Source organism: Paenibacillus hebaui (assembly GCF_051934385.1).
Lineage (GTDB): Bacteria > Bacillota > Bacilli > Paenibacillales > Paenibacillaceae > Paenibacillus.
On the sequence record NZ_CP196836.1, the window covers coordinates 4,757,376 to 4,782,500 of the forward strand.

The window sequence follows — 25,125 nt, forward strand, 5'->3', positions numbered from 1 at the left end:
TTCCCCCTAGTGTAGCTCTAAACCCACCACATATCTCCCACCGGTTCTTCAATCAATACTTGTTGGAGATTTTGCACTGCTTTAGAGAATCCTTCTTCAACCGACATCAGACCGTCTTCGTGTTCAATACTCACCACATAATCATATCCGACCAGACGCAAGGCACTCATAATATCTGCCCAAGTCTTATTGTCATGTCCATAACCAACCGAGCGGAACTGCCAAGCCCGATCCAACATATTGGTATAATCTTGCATATCCGTTACACCGTGTTTATTCACGTTTATTGGATCAATCGTTGTATCTTTGGCATGGAAGTGATGGATCGCGTTCTCCCGTCCCAGAATGTGAATGGCCTGTACCGGATCAATTCCTTGCCACCACATGTGGCTTGGGTCCAGGTTGGCACCAATTACTTCACCTGCTGCTTCACGCAGTCTCAGCAAGGTAGCTGGTGTATGCACCGAGAATCCGCCATGCAGCTCCAGTCCAACCTTGACATTGCGATCTGCCGCAAACTTGCCCCATTCAGTCCAGTATGGAATGACTTTGTTTTCCCATTGCCATTTCAAAATTTCCTGGAAATCATTCGGCCATGGCGCTACAGGCCAGTTCGGATATTTGGCATCCTCATGGTCTCCCGGACACCCGGAAAATGTATTTACGACAGGTACTTCCAGTTTTTCGGCCAACTCAACCGATTTGACAAAATCATCGTGGAATCCTTTAGCAAGGTCTTTTTGCGGATGGAGCGGGTTACCGTGGCAGCTTAATGCGCTGATCGTCAGGCCTCGTGATTCTACTGCATTTTTGAAGTTTTTCAATGCCGCCTGGTTACTGAGCAACTCCTCCGGCTTGCAATGAGCATTCCCTGGATGTCCCCCAGTTCCGATTTCTACTGCTTTCAAGCCTTTAGATGCTACATAATCAAGTGCATCCTCCAATTTACGTCCTCCGAATAATACCAAAAATACGCCGAGTTTCAAGTGCGATTCCTCCCTGGATTAAATATCATATAATGGCTGGTTCTATGAACATTGAATTGCATAATTAAACCGTTCAGATCACATAATTGTATCATTATTGTGGAAAATGAAGAGCGTTTCTATCCTGAAATTGAACGTAAGAATACTGGTTATTTCACTGGCAATGGCAACCTGTAGCTTTTAAACTTGCACTATTCCCACGTCAGTCGCGTATTTTTTGATCCAGTTCATGCTGCTCTCGATGCTTTGCAGTGGAGGGTTCTGACATTCATCCTGTTCCACAACAAGCCATTCGGCTCAAATCACGCTCCAATTCATCACGTCCCGTATATAGCTGTAATCCAATCTTCAACATATACTGGTTCACCTCGTCCAAAATGATTAGTGCGATTGTACCGTCTCTGTCTGATTTTCCTCCGCATGAGTTGCTGTTACTGCATCATAAGTGCTCTCCATCTGGATGTGCTTACCTTCAAGAGAAGAACGCTGGAACGCATGCATCGCTTCAAGTACATGATAAGCAAGCTTGCCACTGGCCTTGTGTTCTCGTCCGGCACGAATGGACTCGACCATCTCTCTTACACCCATTCCACGTTCGTTCTGTCCACTTTCAAACGCTGGTGCGACGGTTTCCCACGTATCCTGACCGTATCTGCGCAGCTTCACTTCACCATTAAAATAGTTAGGGTCCGGTACGCTGAGTGTGCCTTCCGTGCCGTAGATTTCAATTCGTGGCAAATCTGAAGCTCCACGAATATCGAAACTGGTAATCATTGTGGCAATGGCGCCTTCCGAGAAATCAATAGTTCCCGCCAGATGGGTTGGTGTCTGCACGCGTAAAGGCGTTCCTTCCTTAGGTCCAGAGCCGATCTTGCGATCCGTAATCTGAATCCCTGCCGAGGCACTGATTCTGCGAATCGGTCCAAGCAACGTAATCAGAGCTGTCAGATAGTAGGGTCCCATATCGAACATCGGTCCACCACCTGCGACATAAAAGAACTCCGGATTCGGGTGCCATGCTTCCGGCCCTCCGCCCATGAAGAATGAAGTCGCCGCAATTGGCTTTCCAATCAATCCATCTTCAATCGCCTTGCGGGCTGTCTGAATGCCTGAACCGAGGAAGGTGTCTGGCGCCGAGCCAACATACAATCCTTTTTCCTCAGCCAGCTCGATAACCTTGCGACCATCCTCAAGAGAGATCGCCAGTGGTTTCTCGGCATACACATGTTTGCCTGCTTCGAGGGCAGCCAGATCCGTCATGGCATGACTACCAGGAACCGTGAGGTTCAGCACAAGCTCAATTTCATTATCTTGCAGCAACTCATCTACATTGTAAACGTTTGCGATATTAAATTCATCTGCCCGTTCCTGCGCCCGTTCACGGATCAAGTCCGCAACAGCCACGATTTCGATGAACGGATTATTTTTTAGATTTTCCAGATAAATGGCGCTAATGTTACCGCAACCAATGATGCCTGCTTTCATTTTCTCCACAGCGGTGTTCATCTCCTTATGAATGGTGAGAACCTGTACTTGCATGTTTTATAATGGAAATGTTTGCGTTTGAATGTTTGTACTTGAATTTAATACTATGGTATTCCGTTTCGGCTTCAATTAAAATGAATAATATGATTGAAACATGAACTATCTGGTCATAATTTTCAAATTGCAAGGAGTATGCCCATGCCGACAGATCATTCCTGCCAAGTTCTTACAGCAGGCTTCTCATTTCATCGTAAACCTTATACTATGGTGCAGCCTGAAGGAGTGAAGAACTACCTGCTGAGACTGCAAACAGACGGACGCTGCCGTTCGCGTATTGACGGGGCCATGACATTAATTGATGCAGGCGATCTGCTTCTTTTTGATCCCGACGAGCCATATGAGCTGAAAATAGACAATGAATACAATCCAATGGGAGAACGACTTGTGGAGAGTGGAGACTACCATATTTTCTTTAACGGCTCCTGGGTGGATGAGTGGTGGAAGCGTCACAAGCGACCGAACCGGATTAAGGTGGAACTGACTGAAAGCCTGCTCACCCTGTTTCGTCAGCTTGTGCTGGAACAGCGCCGCATTTCCAACCCTTATCCTGAAATTTCAAGTTACTATATGCGGATTCTATGTCTCGAAGTGGATCGTCTGCTCTCGGAGCATCCAACGATTACCAACACCAACTACGTGGCTTATGAGATCAAGAACTATATTGAAGAAAACGCTTCCTCTCTGTTCAAGCTTGAAGATGTGGCAACACACATCGGAATCAGTGTGTCACGTGGAGTTCACCTCTTCAAAGAAGCATTTGGCAAAAGCATTATGCAGTATACACTTGACGTGCGGCTCAATATGGCCAGGGAAAGGATCATTTTCAGTCCAATGACCCTGGAGCATGTGGCCGAGTCTTCGGGCTTTAACAACTATACATATTTCCATCGAGTATTCCGTGCGCGTTTTGGCATGTCACCCAAGGAATTCCGCCTCATTCATCGGGAACAGATGTAAGACTGCATGGGACCCTTTGTGGCATCATTCGATTCCCAACACTCCCAGGCAACAGGATGCAGACGAAATAACATCGTTTCGCTCTCCATCCTGTTGATTGGAAGTCATAGCCTGATTTATGCAGTCACCCTGATACAAGGTATTATACGTAACCGAAACTTATTTGCGCGCGGCGATCGCATCGGATACAACCATGGCCAGATCTTCGTTGCCAAACATGGACAGAACGCCCAATACGGTATCGTCCGGGATCTCACCGGCTTCCTCCTTGGATACGACAAGCTTCAGCACCTGCTGCAAACGCTCATTGCTCTGTTGGTTGGGGTAGGCCTGCCGATACATCTCCTCTGGTTCCAATCCATGGTTCACACACCACTGAGCGAATACCAGAATCATCATTTCTTCTTCCTTCTTATAGGTTTCAATTACAGCTTCTTCAATTTGTTTACTGCGTTCTTTTTCATATTCATCCATGATGTACTTTCCTCCCATATCTATATCGTGAGCATTGGTGCGAAAGACTCATTCACCTCCCGCCCCATCCTTCAAGCAAAATTAACCGCTTATAAGCTGCTCAGCCAGGTCATGACTGTCCATGACGTGACTCGCACTGATTGCACAATCATCCGGCGTTTCAAGATTAGCCAAAAATTGCTCTATGGCTCCGCTAAATCCTCTGCGAGTCAAGATGTTATCCCAGCTACCAAACGTCTCCTTGCGTTGCAATCCCCCACGTTCCTCATACCTGGCGATCTCCATGTTCACCACTTCTACCGATCTTCCGCCGCCATGCAATTCAAGCTTCTCCAGATCTGCTCCTGCCTCTCGCACCATATCAAAACTGCCATACGCCTTTCTGCCCAGCTTCGCTGATCCTGAGGCATGCAGCAGTCTGTCCAGATCATTTTTGCGTATCCATTGATGAAGCAGCTCTATATTGTGATCCGAATACCACAGCATCAGGTCAAGCATATGGATGAGATCATCATAGATGGTTTCGGCAGCAGGACGATCCTGGATGCCTGTCCGGTGCTTGGTGACTGTCAGAGATTCAAAACCTGATCCACCTTGCATCCATTCCTTCGCTTTTTGGTACATCGGTGCGAATCTGCGATTGAAGCCTACTGCCAGCAACAGACCCTGTGCCTCGGCAAAAGCCGTCATCTCTTCCGATTCCCGCAATGTGTAAGAAAGTGGCTTATCCACGTATACAGCAAGTCCCCGTTCCAAACATTGCATCACAATGTCAAAGTGAGCTTCCGTTGCTGTATGTACAAACACTGCATCCAGATCCCAAGACAACAATTCTTTCATATCTGTTGTTCCATTGCTTAATCTATAGGTATGCTGAATTTCCTTCACTGGCTCTGGAGAACGGTTCATAATTCCCGTAATTTCCACGTCCGAATGGGCAGTCAACAGTGGCAAATATACTTTACGTGCAATATCCCCGAGTCCGATGATCGCAGCACGAGTACGCTTGGTTGTTTCCATTAATCATTCCACCTTCAGATGAGTTCTAATATTTCTACGTCCTATAGTGTAACCCTTCACGCAGCAACATGCCAGTGATTGCAGCACACCCCAGCACGAATTGCCCACGGAATGGGTGAACGTGGTAAACTTAAGAAGTAAGGTAGAACGGATTGGGACACGGTTAGACCTGCCTGATCTGAAAGGAGCGTTTGGGATTTTGCGAAAATGGTTATGGCTTCTCGTATATGTTTTACTTGCGGTAGTCACGTTTATTTACAGATATGAACTGCTGGCCTGGACCGATCTCCATCAGTCCATCCCACTTTTACTCGCTATGGCAACGTTGTTTGCTCTTGTGCCTGTGATTCCTTATAAGTTTGTTATTATCGCCTTTGGTTACAGCTACGGTACCACAACGGCAGCCTGGATATGCTGGCTGGGCACAACACTTGCTGCAATGCTCGTCTATGGCGGAGCAAGAACGATCTTCAGGCATCAGGCGAGATCGTACCTTGAACGTATTCGTGGTCTGAATCGTTTTACGACATGGATGGAAGCACATCCCTTCATGGGTGTCATGTCGCTGCGTCTGCTGCCTGTCGTTCCTCAGATGGCGGTTAATATCTATGCGGGTATAACATATACGCCATTCTGGATCTTCATGGTCGCCACGGCAATCGGCAAGATGCCGGCGATTTTTGTTTTTGCGTATGCCGGGGCACAAGCTGATACTTCCATATGGCTGAGTCTGGCTATTCTAGCTGGATATCTGGTACTCATGGCGATTATATTGCTTTTGTTTCGCTTTCGTTCGGGCAAAAAAGCCTGAATCCAACCATTTAAAAATAGTCCAGCAGTGATTTAGAAGTCATTCAGATTCACCCTCTTTGTGATCCTGCTTGGTTGGCTTGTCAATTCAGGATATAATAGAAGAGTAAGCTAAGATCTTGTGTTAACAAGTTTCAATAAAAAAGGTAGATTGCTGGAGCGAGTGATCGAAATGGAGCGACTTTTGGCTTTGGACGAATGTCCAAAACAAGCGGAGCAACACCTCGAACACGAGCGCGGGATCTTCATCAGAAATGGAGTGACTATAGCATGGAACAACATTCAAGTGAGTTAGCAACTTTTGCAGGCGGATGCTTCTGGTGTATGGTATCCCCCTTTGAGGAACTGCCCGGTATCCATAAGATTGTATCGGGTTATACAGGCGGACATACCGAGAACCCAACCTATGAGGAAGTCTGCTCGGAAACGACAGGACATGTAGAGGCTGTTCAAATTACGTTTGACCCGTCCATCTTCCCTTATGAGAAGCTCGTAGAACTGTTCTGGCAACAGATCGACCCAACGGATACAGGTGGACAATTCCATGACCGTGGCTCATCCTATCAGACAGCCATCTTCTATCACAGTGAAGAGCAACGCCAGATCGCGGAAGCTTCCAAAGCGGCTTTGGCACAAAGCGGACGTTTTGACAAACCGATCTTCACGCCCATTTTACCAGCCAAACCGTTCTATGAAGCGGAAGAACATCACCAAGGCTACCACCGCAAAAATCCTGCCCACTACAAACGGTACAGCAAAGGCTCTGGACGCGTAGATTTTATCGAACGCAACTGGTCCGGTAAAGTGGATAAAGACGGCCTGAAAGAGCGTCTGACGCCGCTACAATACGAAGTGACCCAGAACAGTGCAACCGAACCAGCGTTTCATAACGAGTTCTGGGATCACCATGGTGACGGGATCTATGTGGATATCGTCTCTGGTGAGCCGTTGTTCAGTTCCACGGATAAATATGATTCCGGTTGCGGCTGGCCCAGCTTCACACGTCCACTTCGGGACTACAACGTGAAGGAAAAAACGGATCTCAGTCACTTCATGATTCGTACCGAAGTGAGAAGCCGTGAAGGCGATTCCCATCTGGGTCACCTGTTTAACGATGGTCCTGCCGAAGCTGGCGGCATGCGTTATTGCATCAACTCTGCGGCCCTTCGTTTTGTACCCAAAGAAGATTTGCAAAAAGAAGGCTATGGCGAGTATGCTGTGCTTTTCCAATAAGATTGAATACCAAAGAGAGTAGCGGGTGAACCCGCTGCTCTTTTTTGGTATACATTCCTTTTCTGAAGAAACATGTACAGCCCCTTCGTCAGATACACGCGTTATAGGGATACTAAATAATCATGCTTCCTGTTAAAGATTGGGCTAAGATGCTAATATGCTGCACCGCCATCTATGATACTCACTCCATACACAGGTGATCTGCTTCGTGATTCGGTTATACTGCTGATTGATAAAGAAGTGGTCTCTGATCAGCCCTTGTATGACGTGACTTCCGAATTCAAAGTGTTCTAAGGAACAGACTGCTGCTCATTGCGAAATTGAATTCTCATACCTGGAAGGATACTCAGGATCATCACGGTAACCGAGATGACATAGACAATAACTAAGGATGTGTTATTCATAAGCACCCCTGCCATGGAAGATCCGAGAAGCATGGCGCCCATGAATATGGGTGTGATGGTACCATTCACTCTCCCGATCAAGCGCTCATCAATCTGGGTAACCAAGTACGTGGAGATAATGATGTTGATAAAAGCTAGACTAATCGCACTCAGGAAGCTCATCACAAGGGTCAGCCAGAACCAACTCGAAACCACTTCTCCCATCATGGTTAAGACCAGACACAGCACACCTGTCATTAGAGTCCTCGTTTGATTCAACTTGCTACTGATAGCGGCAGCGATACCCCCTCCGATCAACAAACCCAATCCAGATGCACCGGACAGGAACTGTAACGATGTCTGCTCAAGGCCCAAACGTTCAGTAATCAGAAATATTTCAAGCGGGCTGATGAGACCTGAAGAAAGCCCCACGCAAGCGAATACCAAACTAAGCATTTTCAACGAACGGGATTGGCCGACATATTGCCAGCCCTCCTTAATATCCGCAAATAATGAGGTATTTGCTTCCCGCTGAGTGGAATCCTTGGGCAGAAACGTCAGTAGAACCGCAGAGGTCAGGAATAGAATGAGTAATGCGTACATGGATGCCTGAATCCCCATTGCAGTGTATACAAAGGTTCCGACGATAGGTCCGAGAATTAAAAACATGGATTGACCACTCTGTGTAATAGCAATGGCAGATTGCATATGTTCTCCTTTTACATTTCGCTTCACAATCTTCAGAGAGGATGGCTGAGAAAACTGGCTAACGATAGAGGATACAAAAGTGGCAACATACAAGATCTGCCAATAACCGGAAGATAAAACGGCAATAATCATGACAATGGACATGGCACTCAGGATGTCGCCCAGTATCATCGTACGTTTGGGATGCCAGCGATCAGCAAATGCACCGCCAATGATGGAGAACACAAAAATCGGGGCATATTCAAGTACAGTAATCAGGGAGACCGCTATTGGATTTCCTTGGGTTTGACCCATCACATAATAGAGAATCGCCATATTTCGTATCCATATCGCTAGATTTTGCAGCAGATCTGACCCTGTGACGATAAGAAAAGCTTTGTTCCTGAACAATGTGTTCATTCTCCATCTCCTTTTTAAACCGACTGTCCGGTTTATTATTGTTCAAAAAGAAAAACTGACGTTACATCAGCTTTTCATTGTTGAAGTTGTTGGATACCAGCTAAAAGGCTGGCAATGCCTTTTTTGTAGAGACGCCGGATATCCGTCAGGTCCTTCTCGTAATACAGTGTAGTCAATCCGTTAAACAGACCGTAGATAATGTGCATTACATCCTGTGGGTCATCCAGCTTTAACTCCCCGTCCTCCATCCCTTTAGAAATAATGGACTCATAAGTCGCATACGGAATTCGGATCAGGGATAACATCTCATCGAGCATCTCCTGGCTGACGACCTGACCAGAGACAAACTCATTAATGGCGTTATTCAGCGGATTCGCCAAGTCATCCACGTAATGATCAGCAAGTCCGTACAGTTTGTCTATGGCTGTCTCATACCCGGATTCTTTGTCCAGCCAAGCATCCATCCAATCTTCATTATTAAGCTTGATCAGATACATAAAAAGCTCTTCTTTGCTTTTGAAATGATAATAGATACTGCCTTTACTCCGATTGTTAATCGTACATATGTCTTCCATGGAAGTTGCACTATATCCCTTTTGGGCAAACAGTTCTTTGGTATTACGCGCAATGTCTTTCTTAATCTGAGCAACATCTTTTCTGCGTTTGACTTCGATTGGAAAAACCTCCATAAACTAAACCGACTATTCGGTCTAATAGTATCACAGCTAAAATCCCCCGTCAATTCAACGTGGCATAGGCACCCTCTTATCTCCTTCAGAAGATGTATAAGAGAGTACCTGGCTACATTTCAGGAAAGTAGTCGTCACATCATACTTACAATCCAACCAATCCAATACGCAAATGGAATTAATAATAACTGTGCCAAAACTGTACCGAACAGGCGGGATACCAGCATACAGCCGTATATCTGGTTCATCCGATCCAAACGGATCTCTCCACGTAATGATTTGTCACTGAGGAGAGAAATTCGCGGATCAATCAGGATCGTCAGCAAAATGGTGGCGATTCCGTTAATTAGCCCAGTCGATTGGGATGCCGCTACAGCCTGCCCTGGATAAAGGTACGCTGCGTACAAACTGGATAAAACACCAGTAGTGTAAATTGCCGTTACTGCTACATTCAGCATCATTAACCGTCTTGGCATGCCGTGCTGTACTAATCGTTTGGCCATCTTCCAGGATGGCGGAGTGATGTAATACGCTGCATTTCTAATCTTGCTCCGCTTCAGCATACCCCGAACCATCGCCGGGATGGAACCGGCTGCTTCAAAATGCACAACCATTCTCGATGAGAGCTTTACCATGGTTGGGAAACATAATACGGCTAATGCTGTTCCTATGGTTGCCGCACCCATTAACCAGTGTAACTGCGCGGCAAAATGCGCGTTCGCTCCATTCGTGGCGGTATCCACCAAATTGCCTACCATCGGCCCCTGGGCCATATTGGATGTTCGGGAGACCAGAAGCAAGATCCCCGACAAAGAGAGGGCTAGAGCAATTCTACGCGTGCGCAAGCCACCAAGACGAAGCGCATAAGACAGGCTGTCTGCGGCATGAATCAGCATGGTGAACAGCATGGGAATTGCCAGGCTAAGACTAAACATATGTATGTACTCCTTTATCTTCCTGTTATTGAACTTTTTCCATTCATGTGACAGCATTATACTCCTCATACACATAAAAGTATAGAAAGGAAGTGCAAGAATCGTGATGAGCATGGCCGATAACGAGTAGATAATGAAAGGCATATCCGGCAGTACACATCCACGGTGGTCGTTTACCCTTTTCTGTACAGGGTAATATACAACTAACTCATTATTATTGTACAGGAGGGAATCAAGATGCCTTGGAACAAACAGGATTATCCGGTTTCCATGAAAAACCTGGAGCCACGTATTAGAGATAAGGCGATTGAAATCGCGAATGCCCTGTTGGATGACGGGTATGAGGAAGGGCGCTCCATTGCCATCGCTACGGCAAAAGCGGAAGAATGGGATGAGAATCATCCGGTATCCGAGGGTTCGAAGCAGGACTCGAAGTCATCCTCATCAGACAAACCGTCGAACCACGAAACTTCGTCTTCCGAACGACGGCATTCTGAGCCGGTTGCTTCTTCCAAAAGTCATGACAATATTCATGTGGTCCCCATAGACTCCGGTTGGGCAATCAAGGAAGAAGGACAATCCAAAGCATTGTCTACATTCCCCACCAAGACCGAGGCCGTGGATGCCGCCAAAGAAATGAGCAACAAACAAAATATTCGGGCTATTATCCATAATAAAGACGGTCAAATCTCCTCTTCCATCAAGCCTTGAATACGCTGATTTATGAATTTATGACATCAGAGATTCGGAAACATACAGCCCATACAGCTCTAGTCATGCATTGGAGCGATGCAAAAAGCCCTTCCGCTGCTTATGGAATAAGTCCCATAAAGCAGTGAAAGGGCTTTGTTATGAGCCGAAACCATCTAATCTGAATTTGGTTCATTCAGGTTAGGAGGAATTCCGTAATTTTATTTCGTTTATTGCATGATGCTCATCCTGAATGGATTAACGTATGGTTAGTGAGATACCCCTCTAGCCACGGGAGCTCGTTGTGACGCAACACTAACGGCCTTCGCTGCAGCAGATGGTATCGGCAATTTCACAGCTGAAGTCGTAACAACGGTTCCGCGAGCCGGAACACTGACTACGTACGTAATGACTTTGCTGGCAATCCATACGGCCAGAATCGTATATAAAGTTTCTTTTACCGGGAGAAAGAACAGCGACAATCCCAATACAAAAGCATCGCTGACAAAAAAGACCGTTCCCAGCTTCCATCCCTTCCAGCGGCTAACCAGCACGGCGAGAATATCGTCTCCGCCTGTCGCTCCGCCGAATCGAAGCACGATTCCAGCGCCTACCCCTGTCAATACACCGGATAGAACTGCCGGAATCCACAGATTTCCGTTGAATGATATCACCAATGTCGAGTATCGCTCAAAGCCGTCATAGAATAGGGAAAATGCGCCTACACCTAGCAACGCCTGAATCATGAACTTCCAGCCCTTGATGTACCAGGCCACTATCATGACCGGGATATCGAGCAACAACATGCCGATGGCAGGTGATAAACCTGTCGCGTATTTTCCTAGCAGGGCCAGACCGACAAATCCGCCCTCCGATAAATGATTTTGAAAGTTAATGTGATAATAGGCAAAAGCCAAAATAAATGTACCGAGTAGCATAATGGCGAACTTGATCGCCTCTGTTTTAACGTGTTGTAAGGTTAACGATGTTCTCTTCATTCAGGTTCCCTCGCAGTTTGTAGGTTGGTTTGTTAGACCGACCGTACCCTGCAAAAGGCAAGCCTGGAAGAAATCATCGTGTACGTCCTTCGAATATTCATTCCAATCCCCTCTTTCGCAGAGTCAGCCGTTTTTTTTGGATACGGTTGGTGTACTCTACAAGGGGCGCTATGTGTATGAGAGATCGTAACGTTTCCAGATTGTCCTTGGGGAGATTGTCCTTCGGGAACTCATGGTATCCTGATCCTTTCTGTTCTGTTGTGGTTAGCTATGCCAAGTTAAACTGATCTGAATATTACACTATGCACAAGCTTGAACATATGAACTTTACACTTAGCCACTTCGATTGCAGTACCCCTCTTTCGATCGCTGTTATCCCCGGATTTTTTTGATTCCCTTTTCCTAAGGGAAAATCCTGTGATAGCTTATGCTTCCGAAGCAGCTTTCTTTCAGAAAGCTTTTAGGCGAACGCTTCGCTTCTCCAGACGGGTTCTGCACTCTTCGTTTTCGTGTAACTGTCGAGTTCATCTTATATCCATACGTGTAAATTTTCTATTCAATTTAAACTCCATGGCTAACTTGCTTGTACTTCTATTATATAACACCGACGGGAGTGGGTCGAAACAGCAACCCCTTCAAAAATGCGCATAAAACAGGCTCTGGGCTGCTCCAGCAGGCAAACAGCCACACCAGGACAAGCAATGCTTCCGAATGGTGCATCCTGCTCCTTCATTCTATGACTGAAGCTTCCAAATATAACTATCCAGTCACCCAACTGTGACAATTTGGGGCCTTTTTTTATTTTTCCGCGGATTTTAAAGGAATCATTCCCCCGTCACACATACACTATAACAAGTGTAGTCGGCTTATTCTTTGTTTAGTTTAGACCGTTTTCAGACTTACTCTCCTTTTTATGGTATAATATAACAATTGAATCCCACTACCGTTTAAGCGAGGCGGATTGATGAAAACGTTAAAGCCAAGAGTCTTTATTGGCTGCTCGCTGGAAGCGAAGCCGATTGCAGCCGCAGTACACGAAAACTTGCGTTTCTCGGCCGAAGTTACCCCTTGGTACTCCGGAGTCTTTAATCCAAGCAGTTATACGATGGACGATCTGGAAGCAGAAGTACGCACGACAGACTTTGCCATCTTTATTTTTCATCCCGATGATATATCCAAAATTCGTGGGAAGTACTATGCCTCAATCCGTGATAATACAATGCTGGAAATGGGTCTGTTTATGGGCCGTCTGGGGCGAAAGCGTATTTTTTTCATTCTTCCTGAGGATATTACAGACATCAAAGACGCCACAAAGGTCGAAGGGCTACGCATGCCAACCGATCTGTTGGGATTAAATCCATTGGTATATGAAATTCGTTCTGACGGAAAATGGGCGCCAGCCGTCTCGGTAGCCTGTTCCAAAATCGCAGACAGTATCGAGGAACAAGGACGTTGGAGCGATCCCGAAGTGGAGAAAATCATTGAGAAGCATAAACTGTCTGAAGGAGAGGCGCGGGTGCAGCTGCTCAAGTTGCTGCGATTCTTTAGGGAATTGCTGCGCACCCGCAAAGCAGATTCCATCATGCTGGACCGAATGAGCGATGCGCTTCGAAGTGCTTTTGTCTCTCATCCTCCATTCGCTGTGCGCGGCACAGCCATATACCGTACAGATGACAGTGGTTATATTGAGCAATTATGTGGTAATGTTGGAGAACCGGGAAGAAAATATGACTTGTCCGCCAATGACGACAAGCAACCTGATGATCCGAAGCGTATTCTGGTCATCGATTCGTACCTGGAGAACAAAATCAAGATCAACCTGTATGATGATTACCTTGAGAAAGAGTACCTGCTATGCTATCCTGTAGCCAAGAGGTACGTGATTACTGTTCACATTATTGGTCACATTGAAGCGGATGAGGCGGTATTTCAGCAGATTGACTTGCAGAATCGTCAACTGTTCAACGCCATCAACGATTTGTTAGGAGGCGAACCGGAATGAAACCGGAAACGAAAAAAATAAGCAAGCGCTGGGGCAATGAAAAAAAGGTACGCCTCAGTTCTGCGCCCGAATCATCACGACCGGTTCCGGAACCTAAGGAAGAAGATCGTTTCCACAAACCGGCAGTACCGTTGACTACGATTGGTCCGTCCCTGAAGGGCAAGGAAAGACCGTATAAGGTCATCCTTGAAAAAGAGGCGTTCTACGAAAAGCCTCAATATCTCGCTTAAATTTCTGTACACTTCATCAAGCCTGCCGCTGAATCGGCAGTATACCATAGGCCCCGCCGCCCAAGGCAGGGGCTTTTTTGTTGTTCATTTTCCATAAAAATAAACTGCTCTCGGCATCGTGTTACGGCGTCATCCTGCTTCACTCTTGTCATTCCAGTTTCAACTCAATTTTGTAATCATTCATTGTCGTAAGCATATCTGTAATTACTTTTGTAGTAGCTTACATTGCATCATGTCGTTTTCTTCATGCCCTTAGGTTTCCTGCAAAACCCATAAATTATACCTTATTTTGGAGATGGCCTGTCCCTATTTCAACACCTTCAGCCTGAGCAAAAATGGGGGATAAGCCCCTTCCAATATTTCTCGGTTGTATTGTGTATCATCATTGCATATATTGATTATAATATAAGAACATATGTTCTGTAAATAAAAACATGTCCGAATTCAAGGTTAAGGAAGTGAAAGTATGTCAACCTCCCCTTCCGCCCCATCCCCTGCGGATGAAGATCACCGTCTGATTAAAAGCATGGTTGTGCGCACCCTCCTGTTGGATGTGCTTGAACGGGATATTCGCACGTTGGATACGTTGCAGCTCAAAATGCCAGAAGTCTACATCCTGTCCCTGACCCGCATTCAGAATAATGTACTCAAGGAAATGCTTGCGCTTCGCAAACAGATGAGAACCCGTGGTGTCAAAGTTCTGGAGGAAAAACGGGAAGCTGATGGTATCGAAATCCTCTATCTATGCAGAGGGTACTCGCAACGGTTCTATATGCTCTGGACGTTCGCACGCAATGAAGTAAAAAAAGAACTCAGTCGTCATCTGCAGATGGACCTGACGCAGACTTGAAGAATTCGGCACTGGCATACGCCCCTCTTCTATCGTTCATCTAAACAGATGGATATGCCCCATCTGCTTAACGTCTGCGTCAAGGCTTGAATCCACTGCCAAATATGCATCATTTGATTGTAGATGTTCACTGCTGCTTCAAAGTCTTTAACCTCAGACGATTCATCACCAGCGAAACAGGTTGACCAGAGAAGCTTGCGTTCATTAAGATGGAGAATAAGAGATATCGACCATGCCAATACGGCATGGTCTGAATTTAATCCTATTCCTATAACAGAAACAAGCCTGCCACCCAAAAGGCAGACAGACTTGTCAGGTGGAACTTGGATTGCATTCCGATTCGCTCTTAATGTCTTATCAATCAAGGAGTTGTACTTCATGAATGTGGATTCGAATTTGAATTTGACTAATCAAACACCTACACATACAGGCATTGCCGCAGATATCACCGAACTGATCGGCCAGACACCTGCCGTTAGACTGAACCGACTCACAGGCAGCGATTCCGCTGATGTGTACGTCAAGCTGGAGTATTTCAATCCAAGCGGCAGCGTCAAAGACCGTGCGGCCTACAATCTGATTGTTCAGGCTGAACGTGCAGGACTCCTGCTTCCTGGAGCCACCATTATCGAACCCACCAGCGGCAATACCGGCATCGGTCTGGCGATGAACGCCGCTGCCAAAGGATATAAAGCCATTCTGATCATGCCGGACAACATGTCCAAGGAGCGCATCAACATTCTGAAAGCCTATGGCGCAGATGTGGTGCTTACCCCTGCTGCGGAACGGATGCCTGGTGCGATTCGCAAAGCAAAAGAGCTTCAGGCCGACATTCCGGGCAGCTTCATCCCGCAGCAATTCGAGAATCCGGCGAATCCGGACATTCACCGGGTTACCACGGCTCCCGAGATTATGCAGCAGATGGAAGGCAAGCTGGACGCCTTCATCGCCACGGCGGGAACCGGCGGAACCATTACCGGCACCGGGGAAGAGCTGCTCAAGCAGCTACCCGGTATTCGCATCTATGCGGTGGAGCCAAAAGGTTCTCCGGTGCTGTCCGGCGGCGAGCCCGGACCGCACAAGCTCGTCGGTACAAGTCCGGGGTTCATTCCGGACATTCTGAATACCGACGTATGGGATGCCATCATCCAGGTGTCCGATGAGGACGCACTGGATACGATGCGGCAGCTTGCTGCCCGGGAAGGGCTGCTGCTCGGCCCTTCCTCTGGGGCTTCGGTGTGGGCCGCCCTTCGCATCGCGAAGGAACTGGGGCCGGGTCACCGGTTGCTCTGCATTGCGCCGGATACCGGGGAACGGTATCTGAGCATGGGTATTTTTTAACAAAGAGGCATCAGGAGTTTAACAAACCAAACGAGGATAAGAAACAAGGAATAAACGTCAATAAAAAGAAAAAAAGCCCTTGCTCACCTACGGATGCTGAATCCGCAGAGAACAAGAACTTATTATGGAAAATATATCACTTTTGAAAAAAATGTGAACACATGAAAAGGTATACCCTCTATAACATTTAACACCAATTAGTGTGTCAGGGTTGTCCATTCCACACCTTCAGGAAGCAGAGCCGCAATGCGGTCTTTGGCTTCCTTTTTGGTATACAGTGATTCGTCGAGAATGACCGCTGAACCCGAATCCGTGCTCGTCCGAATCAGACGTCCGAGACCTTGCTTCACACGCAGGAGCATATACGGAAGATCGATCTCTTCGTAAGGTGCTGCCGATGCACTGCGTTTCGCATTGAAGACAGGGTCCTGTGGTGGATACGGAAGTGACCAGATCATCACGTTGGATAATGACGGGCCTGGAACGTCCAGTCCTTCCCACAGATTAACGGAGCACAGCACACTTTCCTCATCCTGCTGGAACGCCGCGATCAGATCACTGATCTCCCGGTCACCCTCATACATAAAGCGCAAACCTTCTGCTTCAGGTACATGAACGATGTCCTGCTTGAACGCGCGTAGTTCTTCCATCGTACGGAACAGAATCAGCGCACGTCCTCCACTCTCCTGAAGCATAGACACCGCGTCACGCAACCGATTTTCGTTCTCCGGGTGACCCGGTATAGCTTCATCTGTAATCTTCATCTTCATTTTGTCCGCATAATCATAGGGGGAAGCCACCGAGAATGATACAAAATCTTCAATCCCCAAGCTGTCCGCCACATAACGGAATGAACTGTCCACAGATAACGTTGCGGAGGAGAACACGATTGGAATACCTGTGTTGAACACACGCTCGTTCAGCATTTCCTTCACCGTACGCGGCATAATGGATAAGGTCGTCTCATCCTCGCTCTCTTCCGCCCAACAGATGTAACCATCTTCCTTGCGGAACAAAGCCAGTGCGGTCTGAATCATGTCCAGATGTTCTTCCACAACACGCATCTGATAACCATCCAGCGAGAACAATCCGCTCTCAAACACCAATTCTTCGCCGATCGCATCCAGCACACTGTTCAGACGTTCGATCTCACGTAGCAATGGCGGCTCTACTCGAACTTCTTTCCGTTCAGATCCCGGAATCGCCACCGTATACGTATCCAGCAGCGCAAACAGTCGCTCACTACTCTCAATCGCTTCATCCACACACTCCGCGAGGGATTCACGAATCTCTCCTTCTAACAGGCGAGTCACGAGTTCCTCGAAGATGCGGTGTTTCAACTTGTAGCTCAGTGCGTTCAGGGCTGCTTCTTCCAGCAAATGTCCTTCATCAAATACAACCGAGCTGTGATCGGGCAGCAGGGGCAGTTGTCCCTCGCGTTTGCGCGCATCATAGGTCCACACATGCTCCATGTAGTAATCATGGGAACAGATGATGATGTCTTTGGAACGACGGTAATGGTCACGCGACAGCGTCAGGCCGCAGCGTTGTCTTTTTGGACAAACAAAACAATCTTGGAACGGGTCCCAGTTAATTTTGTTCCACTGACGATCATTCAGATGTGGATACTGTTTGCGATCACCATACGGATGGAAAGCCTGAAGTGTACCCGGCGTGTTCACAAAATCCGGCAGGCTCTCATGCACTTCTTCAATAACAGGCGCATCCTCATCCGCAAATCGCACCGCACTTAATTTGTTCAGGCAGACGTATTGGTCCGGTGACTTGCCCAGACGTGCGTCCACTTCCAAGTCCAGATGTGCAGCCAGCTTCGCAATATCTCCGCCGGGCTTCACAAGCTGTTCAATCAAGGACTCATCGGCACAGGCGATCACCGCCGGTTTGCCCGTATAACGTGCATAACAGACCGCGTAGAGCAGATAGACTAACGTCTTGCCTGTTCCGACACCGGCCTCCGCCATAATGGTCTTTTTATCTCCATAGGCCCGTTCGAGCTGGTACGCCATAAAAATCTGTTCATCCCGTACCTCGAAGCCGGACTCAGGCAAAATATCGTAAAAAACATCGGCAACCCATTCTCCCAGACGGGATACAAAAGGTTCAGCCGGATCATATGCAAAAGGATAACGTTGTGTAGACAATCCTAGGTCAGCCTCCATTCTTAGACAAAGCGGTCCAATTTCAATTTTCCGTTTCAAAAAGGCCGCTGGGCAAATGTTAATTATCTCACGCGATGAAGCGGGTGACAAGCTTTTTTTGCGAGGTTATTTATGAGGTTCAATGTATAGAACCAATTTTCAGGGAAAATATATACAGGAATCCACTTTAAGGAAAGGCGGTGCTCTATGGATAACCATTCTTCACAATCAGAGCATTCCCCAGACAAGGCTCCCGAGACATTAACGGATCGACAGGGTCATCCCATCACGGACAATCAGAATGTGCGGACCGTTGGCAGTCGGGGACCGACTACACTGGAGAACTATCATTTTCTCGAAAAGATCACTCACTTCGACCGCGAACGTATTCCGGAACGGGTAGTGCATGCCCGTGGTGCTGGTGCTCATGGTGTATTTGAAGCGTACGGAACGGCCGGGAATGAACCGGTATCGAAGTATACACGCGCACGTCTGTTTCAGGAAAAAGGCAAAGAAACACCCGTATTTGTTCGCTTCTCCACCGTTATTCACGGCGGGCATTCACCGGAGACACTGCGGGACCCGCGCGGGTTTGCTGTAAAATTCTATACCGAAGATGGCAACTGGGATCTGGTGGGCAACAATCTGAAAATCTTTTTCATTCGCGACCCGCTCAAATTCCCGGATATGGTACACGCCTTCAAACCAGACCCGCTGACCAATGCACAGGATATGGAGCGGTTTTTCGATTTTGTCTCACTCAGTCCTGAAGCGACCCATATGGTGACGTTCCTCTTCTCTCCTTGGGGCATTCCAGCGAATTATCGCCAGATGCAGGGGTCCGGTGTCAATACATACAAATGGGTGAACCAGGACGGCAAAGGCGTACTCATCAAATACCACTGGGAACCACTCAAACAAGGCATACGCAACCTGCTGCAAAAAGATGCCAACGAAATTCAGGGTCAGAATTTCAACCATGCGACATTGGATCTGTATCACGCCATTGAACAAGGCGACTATCCCGAGTGGGAGCTGTGCGTTCAAGTGATGGAGGACAGCGATCATCCAGAACTGGATTTTGATCCGCTGGACCCGACCAAGTTGTGGCCGCAGGAGCAGTTTCCTTTTCTACCCGTTGGCAAAATGACGTTGAATCGTAATCCCGAGGATTATTTTAATGAAGTGGAGCAAGTGGCATTTGGTACAGGTGTCCTGGTGGACGGGCTTGATTTCTCAGATGACAAGCTGCTGCAAGGCCGCACCTTCTCCTATTCGGATACCCAGCGTCACCGGGTAGGTGCGAACTATCTGCAACTACCTGTCAATGCAGCAAAAACCCGTGTTGCGACCAATCAGACTGGTGGACAGATGCAATATGAAGTGGATCGTGCACCCGGTCAGAATCCGCATGTGAATTACGAACCCTCCTCACTCGGTGGATTAAAGGAAGCCGCCCCACGTGGCAAAGATCATGAACCACTTGTGGAAGGAAGGCTCGTCCGTGAGAAGATTGAGCGTACCAATGACTTTGGACAGGCGGGTGATACGTACCGGGCGTTTGAGGATTGGGAGCGAGATGAGTTGATCAGCAATATGGTCGGCGCGTTGGCACAATGCAAACCGGATATCCGGGAGCGCATGATCTCTTACTTCACACAAGCGGATGCCGATTATGGTCGGCGCGTGGCCGAAGGACTGGCCTCAGTGCCAACAGATGACAGTACTACAGTTCAGCCCAAACATGAACCAAGTGTCGAGCAAGCGAAGAAGCGTAGTCGTGAGACGGACGGATATTAAAGTGGACAGCGTTTAGAACGCTGGGTCTACGCATAGATTTTAATGCATGACAGTGTTTGGATCGATAAGTTCCGGCGTTTGTTTAATAGAGGACAGTGCTTGATTTGATGAGTCTTGCAATGAAGGACAGTGCTTAAAATGATCAGAGAATTTCACATTGAACATCGCCCCAATAGTCTCGTTGCCTCTGGCAGCCGCTATGGGGCTTTTCGTTTTGCGATGATTGCCCCATCATTTCGATAGATGGAATCGATTATGCTCCCCCATTGGATGCGTGCTGCCCTTTTTTTTGAATATACGGAAGTTCATTTGGGTGGATTAGGGGTGAGTCTCGTGCCTTGGGGGTTGCAAAAACATCCTTCTCTACGTTCATTTCAGATGATTCATCGTTAAATCAGGTCTATCAGCCAATGTCAGGATTACATGTAACCTGTGAAATCACAGGTATTGGGAGCGACCACCCCTGACCTGCCTGTATATAGATCCATCTGATCAAATGATTATTGATGATAACGCTTACAACATTTACCATGAATCTGAGCCATATGGATTGTATCAAGCCAGACGTGATCACTTATCCATTTTATTAACTGTCTGGCACACGGCTACCACTCACTCTTCATTCTATTCCCAATTAACCAAGGAGGTTTGCGTAATGAAATTATTCCCATCCACATCTACTCATGCATCTGCACAATCTGTACGTTCCCCGAAAGAACGTTCCCTGAAATCGAAAATGGCCCTTATCTGTCTGAGTGCCGCGTTCCCTCTAGTATTGATTGGTGGTGGGTCGGTTGGTGCGGCGGAAGTGATCGAGAGTAGCATGCAAAATAATCCATCAGAAGCCGTGGCAGCCTCAAGTATGACACTTGCTGCGGGTGATCTCTATGTCGCTCCTAACGGCTCAGCCAGCAATCCGGGAACTCTCAACAGTCCAACGTCACTGGCTAACGCATTGACCCAGATCGCACCGGGCAAAACCATCTATCTGCGCGGCGGCACCTATAGCTTCTCCCAGACCATTACCATTGAACGAGGCAACAGCGGTACATCGAGCCAACGTAAAAACCTGGTGGCATATGGATCGGAAAAACCGATCTTTGATTTCTCTGCTCAAGCCTTTGCTTCCACCAATCGTGGGCTGCAAATGTTCGGAGACTACTGGTTCGTCAAAGGGCTTGAGGTGAAGGGTGCGGGCGACAACGGCATCTTCATCGGGGGCAGTTACAACCGCCTGGAGCAGATCGAGGCCCATCACAACCGGGATACGGGTATTCAAATGGGACGTTATGCTTCCACGGCCGCCAAGAGTGAATGGCCTGCTTATAATGAAGTGATTCGTTCATATTCCCATGATAACTATGACCCGGATAATGGAGAAGACGCAGACGGTTTTGCCGCAAAACTGACTGTAGGCCCCGGCAACCTCTTCGACGGTTGTATCGCGTCCTATAATGTGGACGATGGCTGGGATCTCTATAGCAAAACGGACACAGGCGCCATCGGCGCGGTTACGATCCGCAACAGCATCGCCTACGCTAACGGGGCAACATTAGACGGCACCTCCACCTCCAACAGCGATGGCAACGGCTTCAAGCTCGGCGGCGAGAAAATCGCGGTGAATCATATCGTTGAGAACAGCATTGCTTTTAACAACAAAAAGCACGGCTTCACCTACAACAGCAATCCCGGTTCAATCCAGATGAAAAATAACACCTCCTGGAACAACGGGCAAAGCAATTTTGCTTTCGATAAAGGCACTCATATCTTCACCAACAACCTGTCCTTCCAAGGCGGCGCCAGTGACAAAACAAGCGGAACCGACGTCAGCAGCACCAATGTCTGGTGGAAGAACAAAAAAAGCGAGAACGCCAAAGGCCTGCTCGCCAGCGCAGCCGACTTTGTCTCCCTCGTACCTTCGGTAACACGCAGCGCGGATGGAACGCCTGTCTTGGGTAATTTCCTCAAGCTTGCGCACGGCAGTGATCTAATTGGTTCAGGTACGCCAGCGGGTAAGAATATTGGGGCGCGGTAGGTGGTAGTTAGTGAGATAAAAAGATAAATTAAAAGCAAAATCCCCTTCCCCATTTCGCCTAAGCGGTGGTAATGGAGGAGGGGATTCTTGAATTGCTTTGTATTGTCTGCTGGCTTATGAGGTAGATAGATACTCATGTTTTGGCTAAAACCTCAATCATCAGTCTGCCGCCTGTGCGAAAACCTTGCTCGAATGCCGCTTCCACATACATAGATGTGGATTGTCCGATTAAGTCTATCAGTTGTTCCAGAGCATCGTATTCATTCTCGGTAAGCTGTGTTTTGTAGTTCTGCATCAGGTCTGATATCTGGCGATTGATCTCCTGATACTCAGTTTGCTCAGGATGAATTGACTCATCCAACCGCAGGTTCCCGTGAAACAAATCCTCGATCAGGTTTGACATATTATCCTTCATGGTAAGGTCACCTCAGGAAGATTGTACATCAAGGAATGAGGTACCATGGGGATTTAGCGGAAAATCCGCTAGAATTGTTTTTTTGTTTTTTGTGAAATTGAGTCGAAGTTTAAGTTAAACCCTCAAATACCAATTGGCAGCATACCTTAGTCTAGTCAACGTGATAATAACAACTATGAACGTGGCTAACTGAATATTCCAACCACTATATTACGTTACTGGTCTCAATTTCTAGAATTTTGGAGATCAAATACCTTTTGTAACACAAGTGACTGAATTTCGAAATTGTACTCTTCAAATAAAGCATTATTGAATACGTTGTTCTTATACATGCGCTCAGTCAAAAGTATTTTTTCTTCTCCTTCCCAAATCCATTTTGTTGATACACCTAAACCAAGACCAGTACGTTCTTTAATGAGGTCATCCGTCACAATTCCAACTGCTTTAATAGTCAATGATTTAGCTGACTGTCCGATCAACGACTTGATGTATATAAAATCGCCAATCTTAAGCTTGCTAAGCATTTTGTATAAGGCTGGTGCATCATAAGGGTCATATCCAATACAAGCACAATTATTTTGAATAAATTCTTTTTTCTTGTCATATTTGCGTTCGTACATAGCACCAATACCATAAATAGCCATTTACACTATGTTCCTCCTTATTATCAAGAAACGTATCAAAAAACTTCTCCTATGTCTTTTAAATCCATACAGACTACTTTTGACTAAGCATTTTTATATAACTTAGGGCATTCCTATCAATTTATAAATTATAAATACGTAAATTTAAATTCTATATTTCTATTTTTTTATCAATATGAAAATTATTGAAGGATGACTCTCATCTCATTAATCATTAACCATTTTATTGAGGGATCTTAAACCAAAGCAAATGGTTCTTTATCCTGCTACATACACCTAACCAAAGAGATAAGCAGATGAAACGTTATTTAGTAAATTTTTGAGACCACACAGGCTTCCACATTGAAAGCAATACACTGTTCCAAAGTTACATTATAACCACTAAAAATGCTACACCCAAGTAAAGGATTTGTTAGTGCCACGAGATGTAACCTAACCTAAAACAGCGGACTTCCACTCGAAATTATTACTTGCTGAGCAACTAGTTTAATTAGTTCTATATCAAAATCCAAGTAATCAGCTTCTTTGGAAAAAGGCAATATTAACTCATTTGATTGATCTGTTTCATTTGACTTAGTATGAACAATTTTACAACGAATATCATATATACGATCTTTTAGGTTATTGATTAATTCATCATCACTCTGTTGATCAGTAAGCGGAATTAAAGAAAGTTTTTTACTTTGACCTCCAAGTTCATTCTTTAATGAAAAAAACTCCTTTTTTTTAGGACCTTTTAAAAAATCTCTTATGTCGTCTGAATTTATGCACTCTTTAAGAGTTGATAATAACTGAGTACGCTCATTTGCTAAACCTCTACCATTGAGCCTTGGTCTGATCGTCGTAATTAATTTGGTTAAATCCCCGTCATTATCCCCATCAAAAATTGGGTTTTTAAGTATTTTCTTCAGAACTTTTTTTGCATCTATCTCAGTATAAATCGGAAAATAGAATTCAATTGCTTGATAAAAAGCAAGGTACTGAAGTAATGGCATTCTTCTAGCACTGCGAGCATACCAATACAACGAAATTGCTTCACTACTATATTGTAATTTAGGGAATTTCAATTCACTTACATTAGCTTTTCGAGGTGCTCCTCCTCCTATCAACAATAAATTCTGTTTTGTTAGCATAAGAGGAAGTTTGAATCTCAAATCAATTTGAAAAAATAGGGAATCGCTGATTCTTTTTAGCATTTCTAGAGCCTTATCATGCTGATTAAAATTCACACCTCTAATTTTTAAAGATATAGGAGAGTTTCTTCTAAGGTCTTTTTTCATGATTAGAGATATTTCTTTAGAAACACCACTCAACTCGATTATTACATTTCCGAGGTCGCTCACCTGACTCAGTATAATCGGTTCACTAGATACAGTGTATTGAAACTCACCAAATAATTTCCGATTCATTATACCATTATTCTGAACATATACATGTTCAATACAAGCCTCGATAGTCTTATGCTGGTAAGAACATATAGACACAAAATTCTTAAGTACGGTGTATTCTTCGAAATTTTTATCTAATAGATCTAAAGCATCAGACTCACTCTCTAGTATAATCTCGTATTTACCTCTTCCTGAATTCAATTTTATTACAAAACCTGCTTCATTTGATGAATATTCAATTTGTGAAACCTGACAACGTGAAATTAATGAGTTAATTGTACCTTCACTAATAGCCTTAGTATTAATTTCCCCTATTTTATGTAACGATTTATCATTAGTAGCCATTCTATATCCCCTTTTAAATAATTCACTCAATATTCCTCTCGCAAAATAAAAAAGAGACGAGAGCGTAAAAACAGAAAAAGGATGACCTG

Annotated in this window: 23 protein-coding genes; 10 read left to right on the forward strand and 13 right to left on the reverse strand. The window is 46.0% G+C overall.

The window, feature by feature from the left end:
* Positions 1-17: 17 nt before the first annotated feature.
* Both ACR32F_RS21575 and ACR32F_RS21580 read right to left on the reverse strand, forming a co-directional pair.
* Positions 18-986, reverse strand: coding sequence for a sugar phosphate isomerase/epimerase family protein (locus tag ACR32F_RS21575; RefSeq protein WP_440110613.1), 969 nt, complete (start codon positions 984-986; stop codon positions 18-20).
* A 381-nt stretch (positions 987-1,367) separates the two neighbouring features.
* Complete coding sequence (locus tag ACR32F_RS21580; protein WP_440110615.1) at positions 1,368-2,480, reverse strand: Gfo/Idh/MocA family protein; 1,113 nt, start codon at positions 2,478-2,480, stop codon at positions 1,368-1,370.
* 189 nt (positions 2,481-2,669) lie between these two features.
* Here ACR32F_RS21580 and ACR32F_RS21585 point away from each other — a divergent pair, with 189 nt between their 5' ends.
* Positions 2,670-3,488, forward strand: a complete 819-nt coding sequence (locus ACR32F_RS21585; RefSeq protein ID WP_440110617.1) for an AraC family transcriptional regulator — start codon at positions 2,670-2,672, stop codon at positions 3,486-3,488.
* A gap of 159 nt (positions 3,489-3,647) precedes the next feature.
* Here the strand turns inward: ACR32F_RS21585 and ACR32F_RS21590 are convergent, their stop codons facing one another.
* Positions 3,648-3,962, reverse strand: a complete 315-nt coding sequence (locus ACR32F_RS21590) for a hypothetical protein (protein WP_440110619.1) — start codon at positions 3,960-3,962, stop codon at positions 3,648-3,650.
* A gap of 81 nt (positions 3,963-4,043) precedes the next feature.
* Entirely contained in the window at positions 4,044-4,982 is a 939-nt protein-coding gene (locus ACR32F_RS21595) for a Gfo/Idh/MocA family protein (RefSeq protein ID WP_440110621.1), read from the reverse strand.
* Positions 4,983-5,181: 199 nt separating this feature from the next.
* Here ACR32F_RS21595 and ACR32F_RS21600 point away from each other — a divergent pair, with 199 nt between their 5' ends.
* Positions 5,182-5,793 carry a TVP38/TMEM64 family protein gene (locus ACR32F_RS21600; RefSeq protein ID WP_440110623.1) on the forward strand — a complete coding sequence of 204 codons (612 nt, stop codon included), beginning with the start codon at positions 5,182-5,184 and terminating at the stop codon, positions 5,791-5,793.
* 269 nt (positions 5,794-6,062) lie between these two features.
* The gene (msrA, locus tag ACR32F_RS21605; protein WP_440110625.1) at positions 6,063-7,025 is read left to right on the forward strand and encodes a peptide-methionine (S)-S-oxide reductase MsrA; all 963 of its coding nucleotides are present in this window, start codon (positions 6,063-6,065) and stop codon (positions 7,023-7,025) included.
* Positions 7,026-7,315: 290 nt separating this feature from the next.
* On the opposite strand, the gene ACR32F_RS21610 is transcribed toward msrA, so the two are convergent.
* The 3 genes from ACR32F_RS21610 to ACR32F_RS21620 all read right to left on the reverse strand — a co-directional run bounded on the left by ACR32F_RS21610 (position 7,316) and on the right by ACR32F_RS21620 (position 10,139).
* On the reverse strand, positions 7,316-8,515 hold the full coding sequence (locus ACR32F_RS21610; RefSeq protein ID WP_440110627.1) for an MFS transporter: 1,200 nt from the start codon (positions 8,513-8,515) through the stop codon (positions 7,316-7,318).
* 74 nt (positions 8,516-8,589) lie between these two features.
* Positions 8,590-9,204, reverse strand: a complete 615-nt coding sequence (locus ACR32F_RS21615) for a TetR family transcriptional regulator C-terminal domain-containing protein (RefSeq protein WP_440110629.1) — start codon at positions 9,202-9,204, stop codon at positions 8,590-8,592.
* 134 nt (positions 9,205-9,338) lie between these two features.
* Entirely contained in the window at positions 9,339-10,139 is an 801-nt protein-coding gene (locus tag ACR32F_RS21620; RefSeq protein ID WP_440110631.1) for a lipid II flippase Amj family protein, read from the reverse strand.
* A gap of 237 nt (positions 10,140-10,376) precedes the next feature.
* Between ACR32F_RS21620 and ACR32F_RS21625 the strand changes: the two genes are divergently transcribed.
* Complete coding sequence (locus ACR32F_RS21625) at positions 10,377-10,850, forward strand: DUF2188 domain-containing protein (RefSeq protein WP_440110633.1); 474 nt, start codon at positions 10,377-10,379, stop codon at positions 10,848-10,850.
* Positions 10,851-11,098: 248 nt separating this feature from the next.
* Here the strand turns inward: ACR32F_RS21625 and ACR32F_RS21630 are convergent, their stop codons facing one another.
* A complete protein-coding gene (locus ACR32F_RS21630) occupies positions 11,099-11,827 on the reverse strand; it encodes a YitT family protein (protein WP_440110635.1) in 729 nt (242 codons plus the stop codon).
* A 964-nt stretch (positions 11,828-12,791) separates the two neighbouring features.
* Here ACR32F_RS21630 and ACR32F_RS21635 point away from each other — a divergent pair.
* The 3 genes from ACR32F_RS21635 to ACR32F_RS21645 all read left to right on the forward strand — a co-directional run bounded on the left by ACR32F_RS21635 (position 12,792) and on the right by ACR32F_RS21645 (position 14,909).
* Positions 12,792-13,829 (forward strand): nucleotide-binding protein, encoded by a 1,038-nt coding sequence (locus tag ACR32F_RS21635; protein WP_440110637.1) that lies wholly within the window; start codon positions 12,792-12,794, stop codon positions 13,827-13,829.
* The gene (locus tag ACR32F_RS21640) at positions 13,826-14,059 is read left to right on the forward strand and encodes a hypothetical protein (RefSeq protein ID WP_091018200.1); all 234 of its coding nucleotides are present in this window, start codon (positions 13,826-13,828) and stop codon (positions 14,057-14,059) included. Before ACR32F_RS21635 ends, ACR32F_RS21640 begins: the two co-directional genes overlap by 4 nt.
* A gap of 466 nt (positions 14,060-14,525) precedes the next feature.
* Positions 14,526-14,909: a hypothetical protein gene (locus ACR32F_RS21645; protein WP_440110639.1), complete on the forward strand. Its 384-nt coding sequence runs from the start codon at positions 14,526-14,528 to the stop codon at positions 14,907-14,909.
* Between the two features lie 29 nt (positions 14,910-14,938).
* Here ACR32F_RS21645 and ACR32F_RS21650 read toward each other — a convergent pair whose 3' ends face one another.
* On the reverse strand, positions 14,939-15,274 hold the full coding sequence (locus tag ACR32F_RS21650) for a hypothetical protein (protein WP_440110641.1): 336 nt from the start codon (positions 15,272-15,274) through the stop codon (positions 14,939-14,941).
* Between the two features lie 13 nt (positions 15,275-15,287).
* Between ACR32F_RS21650 and cysK the strand changes: the two genes are divergently transcribed.
* A complete protein-coding gene (gene cysK, locus ACR32F_RS21655) occupies positions 15,288-16,250 on the forward strand; it encodes a cysteine synthase A (protein ID WP_440110643.1) in 963 nt (320 codons plus the stop codon).
* A 197-nt stretch (positions 16,251-16,447) separates the two neighbouring features.
* Here cysK and ACR32F_RS21660 read toward each other — a convergent pair whose 3' ends face one another.
* Positions 16,448-18,412: an ATP-dependent DNA helicase gene (locus tag ACR32F_RS21660; protein ID WP_440110645.1), complete on the reverse strand. Its 1,965-nt coding sequence runs from the start codon at positions 18,410-18,412 to the stop codon at positions 16,448-16,450.
* A 204-nt stretch (positions 18,413-18,616) separates the two neighbouring features.
* Here ACR32F_RS21660 and ACR32F_RS21665 point away from each other — a divergent pair, with 204 nt between their 5' ends.
* Complete coding sequence (locus ACR32F_RS21665; RefSeq protein ID WP_440110647.1) at positions 18,617-20,209, forward strand: catalase; 1,593 nt, start codon at positions 18,617-18,619, stop codon at positions 20,207-20,209.
* 823 nt (positions 20,210-21,032) lie between these two features.
* A complete protein-coding gene (locus tag ACR32F_RS21670) occupies positions 21,033-22,244 on the forward strand; it encodes a right-handed parallel beta-helix repeat-containing protein (RefSeq protein ID WP_440119973.1) in 1,212 nt (403 codons plus the stop codon).
* Between the two features lie 133 nt (positions 22,245-22,377).
* Here ACR32F_RS21670 and ACR32F_RS21675 read toward each other — a convergent pair whose 3' ends face one another.
* The 3 genes from ACR32F_RS21675 to ACR32F_RS21685 form a co-directional block, all read right to left on the reverse strand.
* The gene (locus tag ACR32F_RS21675) at positions 22,378-22,659 is read right to left on the reverse strand and encodes a DUF6809 family protein (RefSeq protein ID WP_440110649.1); all 282 of its coding nucleotides are present in this window, start codon (positions 22,657-22,659) and stop codon (positions 22,378-22,380) included.
* A gap of 224 nt (positions 22,660-22,883) precedes the next feature.
* The gene (locus ACR32F_RS21680; protein ID WP_440110651.1) at positions 22,884-23,303 is read right to left on the reverse strand and encodes a hypothetical protein; all 420 of its coding nucleotides are present in this window, start codon (positions 23,301-23,303) and stop codon (positions 22,884-22,886) included.
* Between the two features lie 437 nt (positions 23,304-23,740).
* Positions 23,741-25,036 (reverse strand): hypothetical protein, encoded by a 1,296-nt coding sequence (locus ACR32F_RS21685; protein WP_440110653.1) that lies wholly within the window; start codon positions 25,034-25,036, stop codon positions 23,741-23,743.
* Positions 25,037-25,125 lie beyond the last annotated feature (89 nt).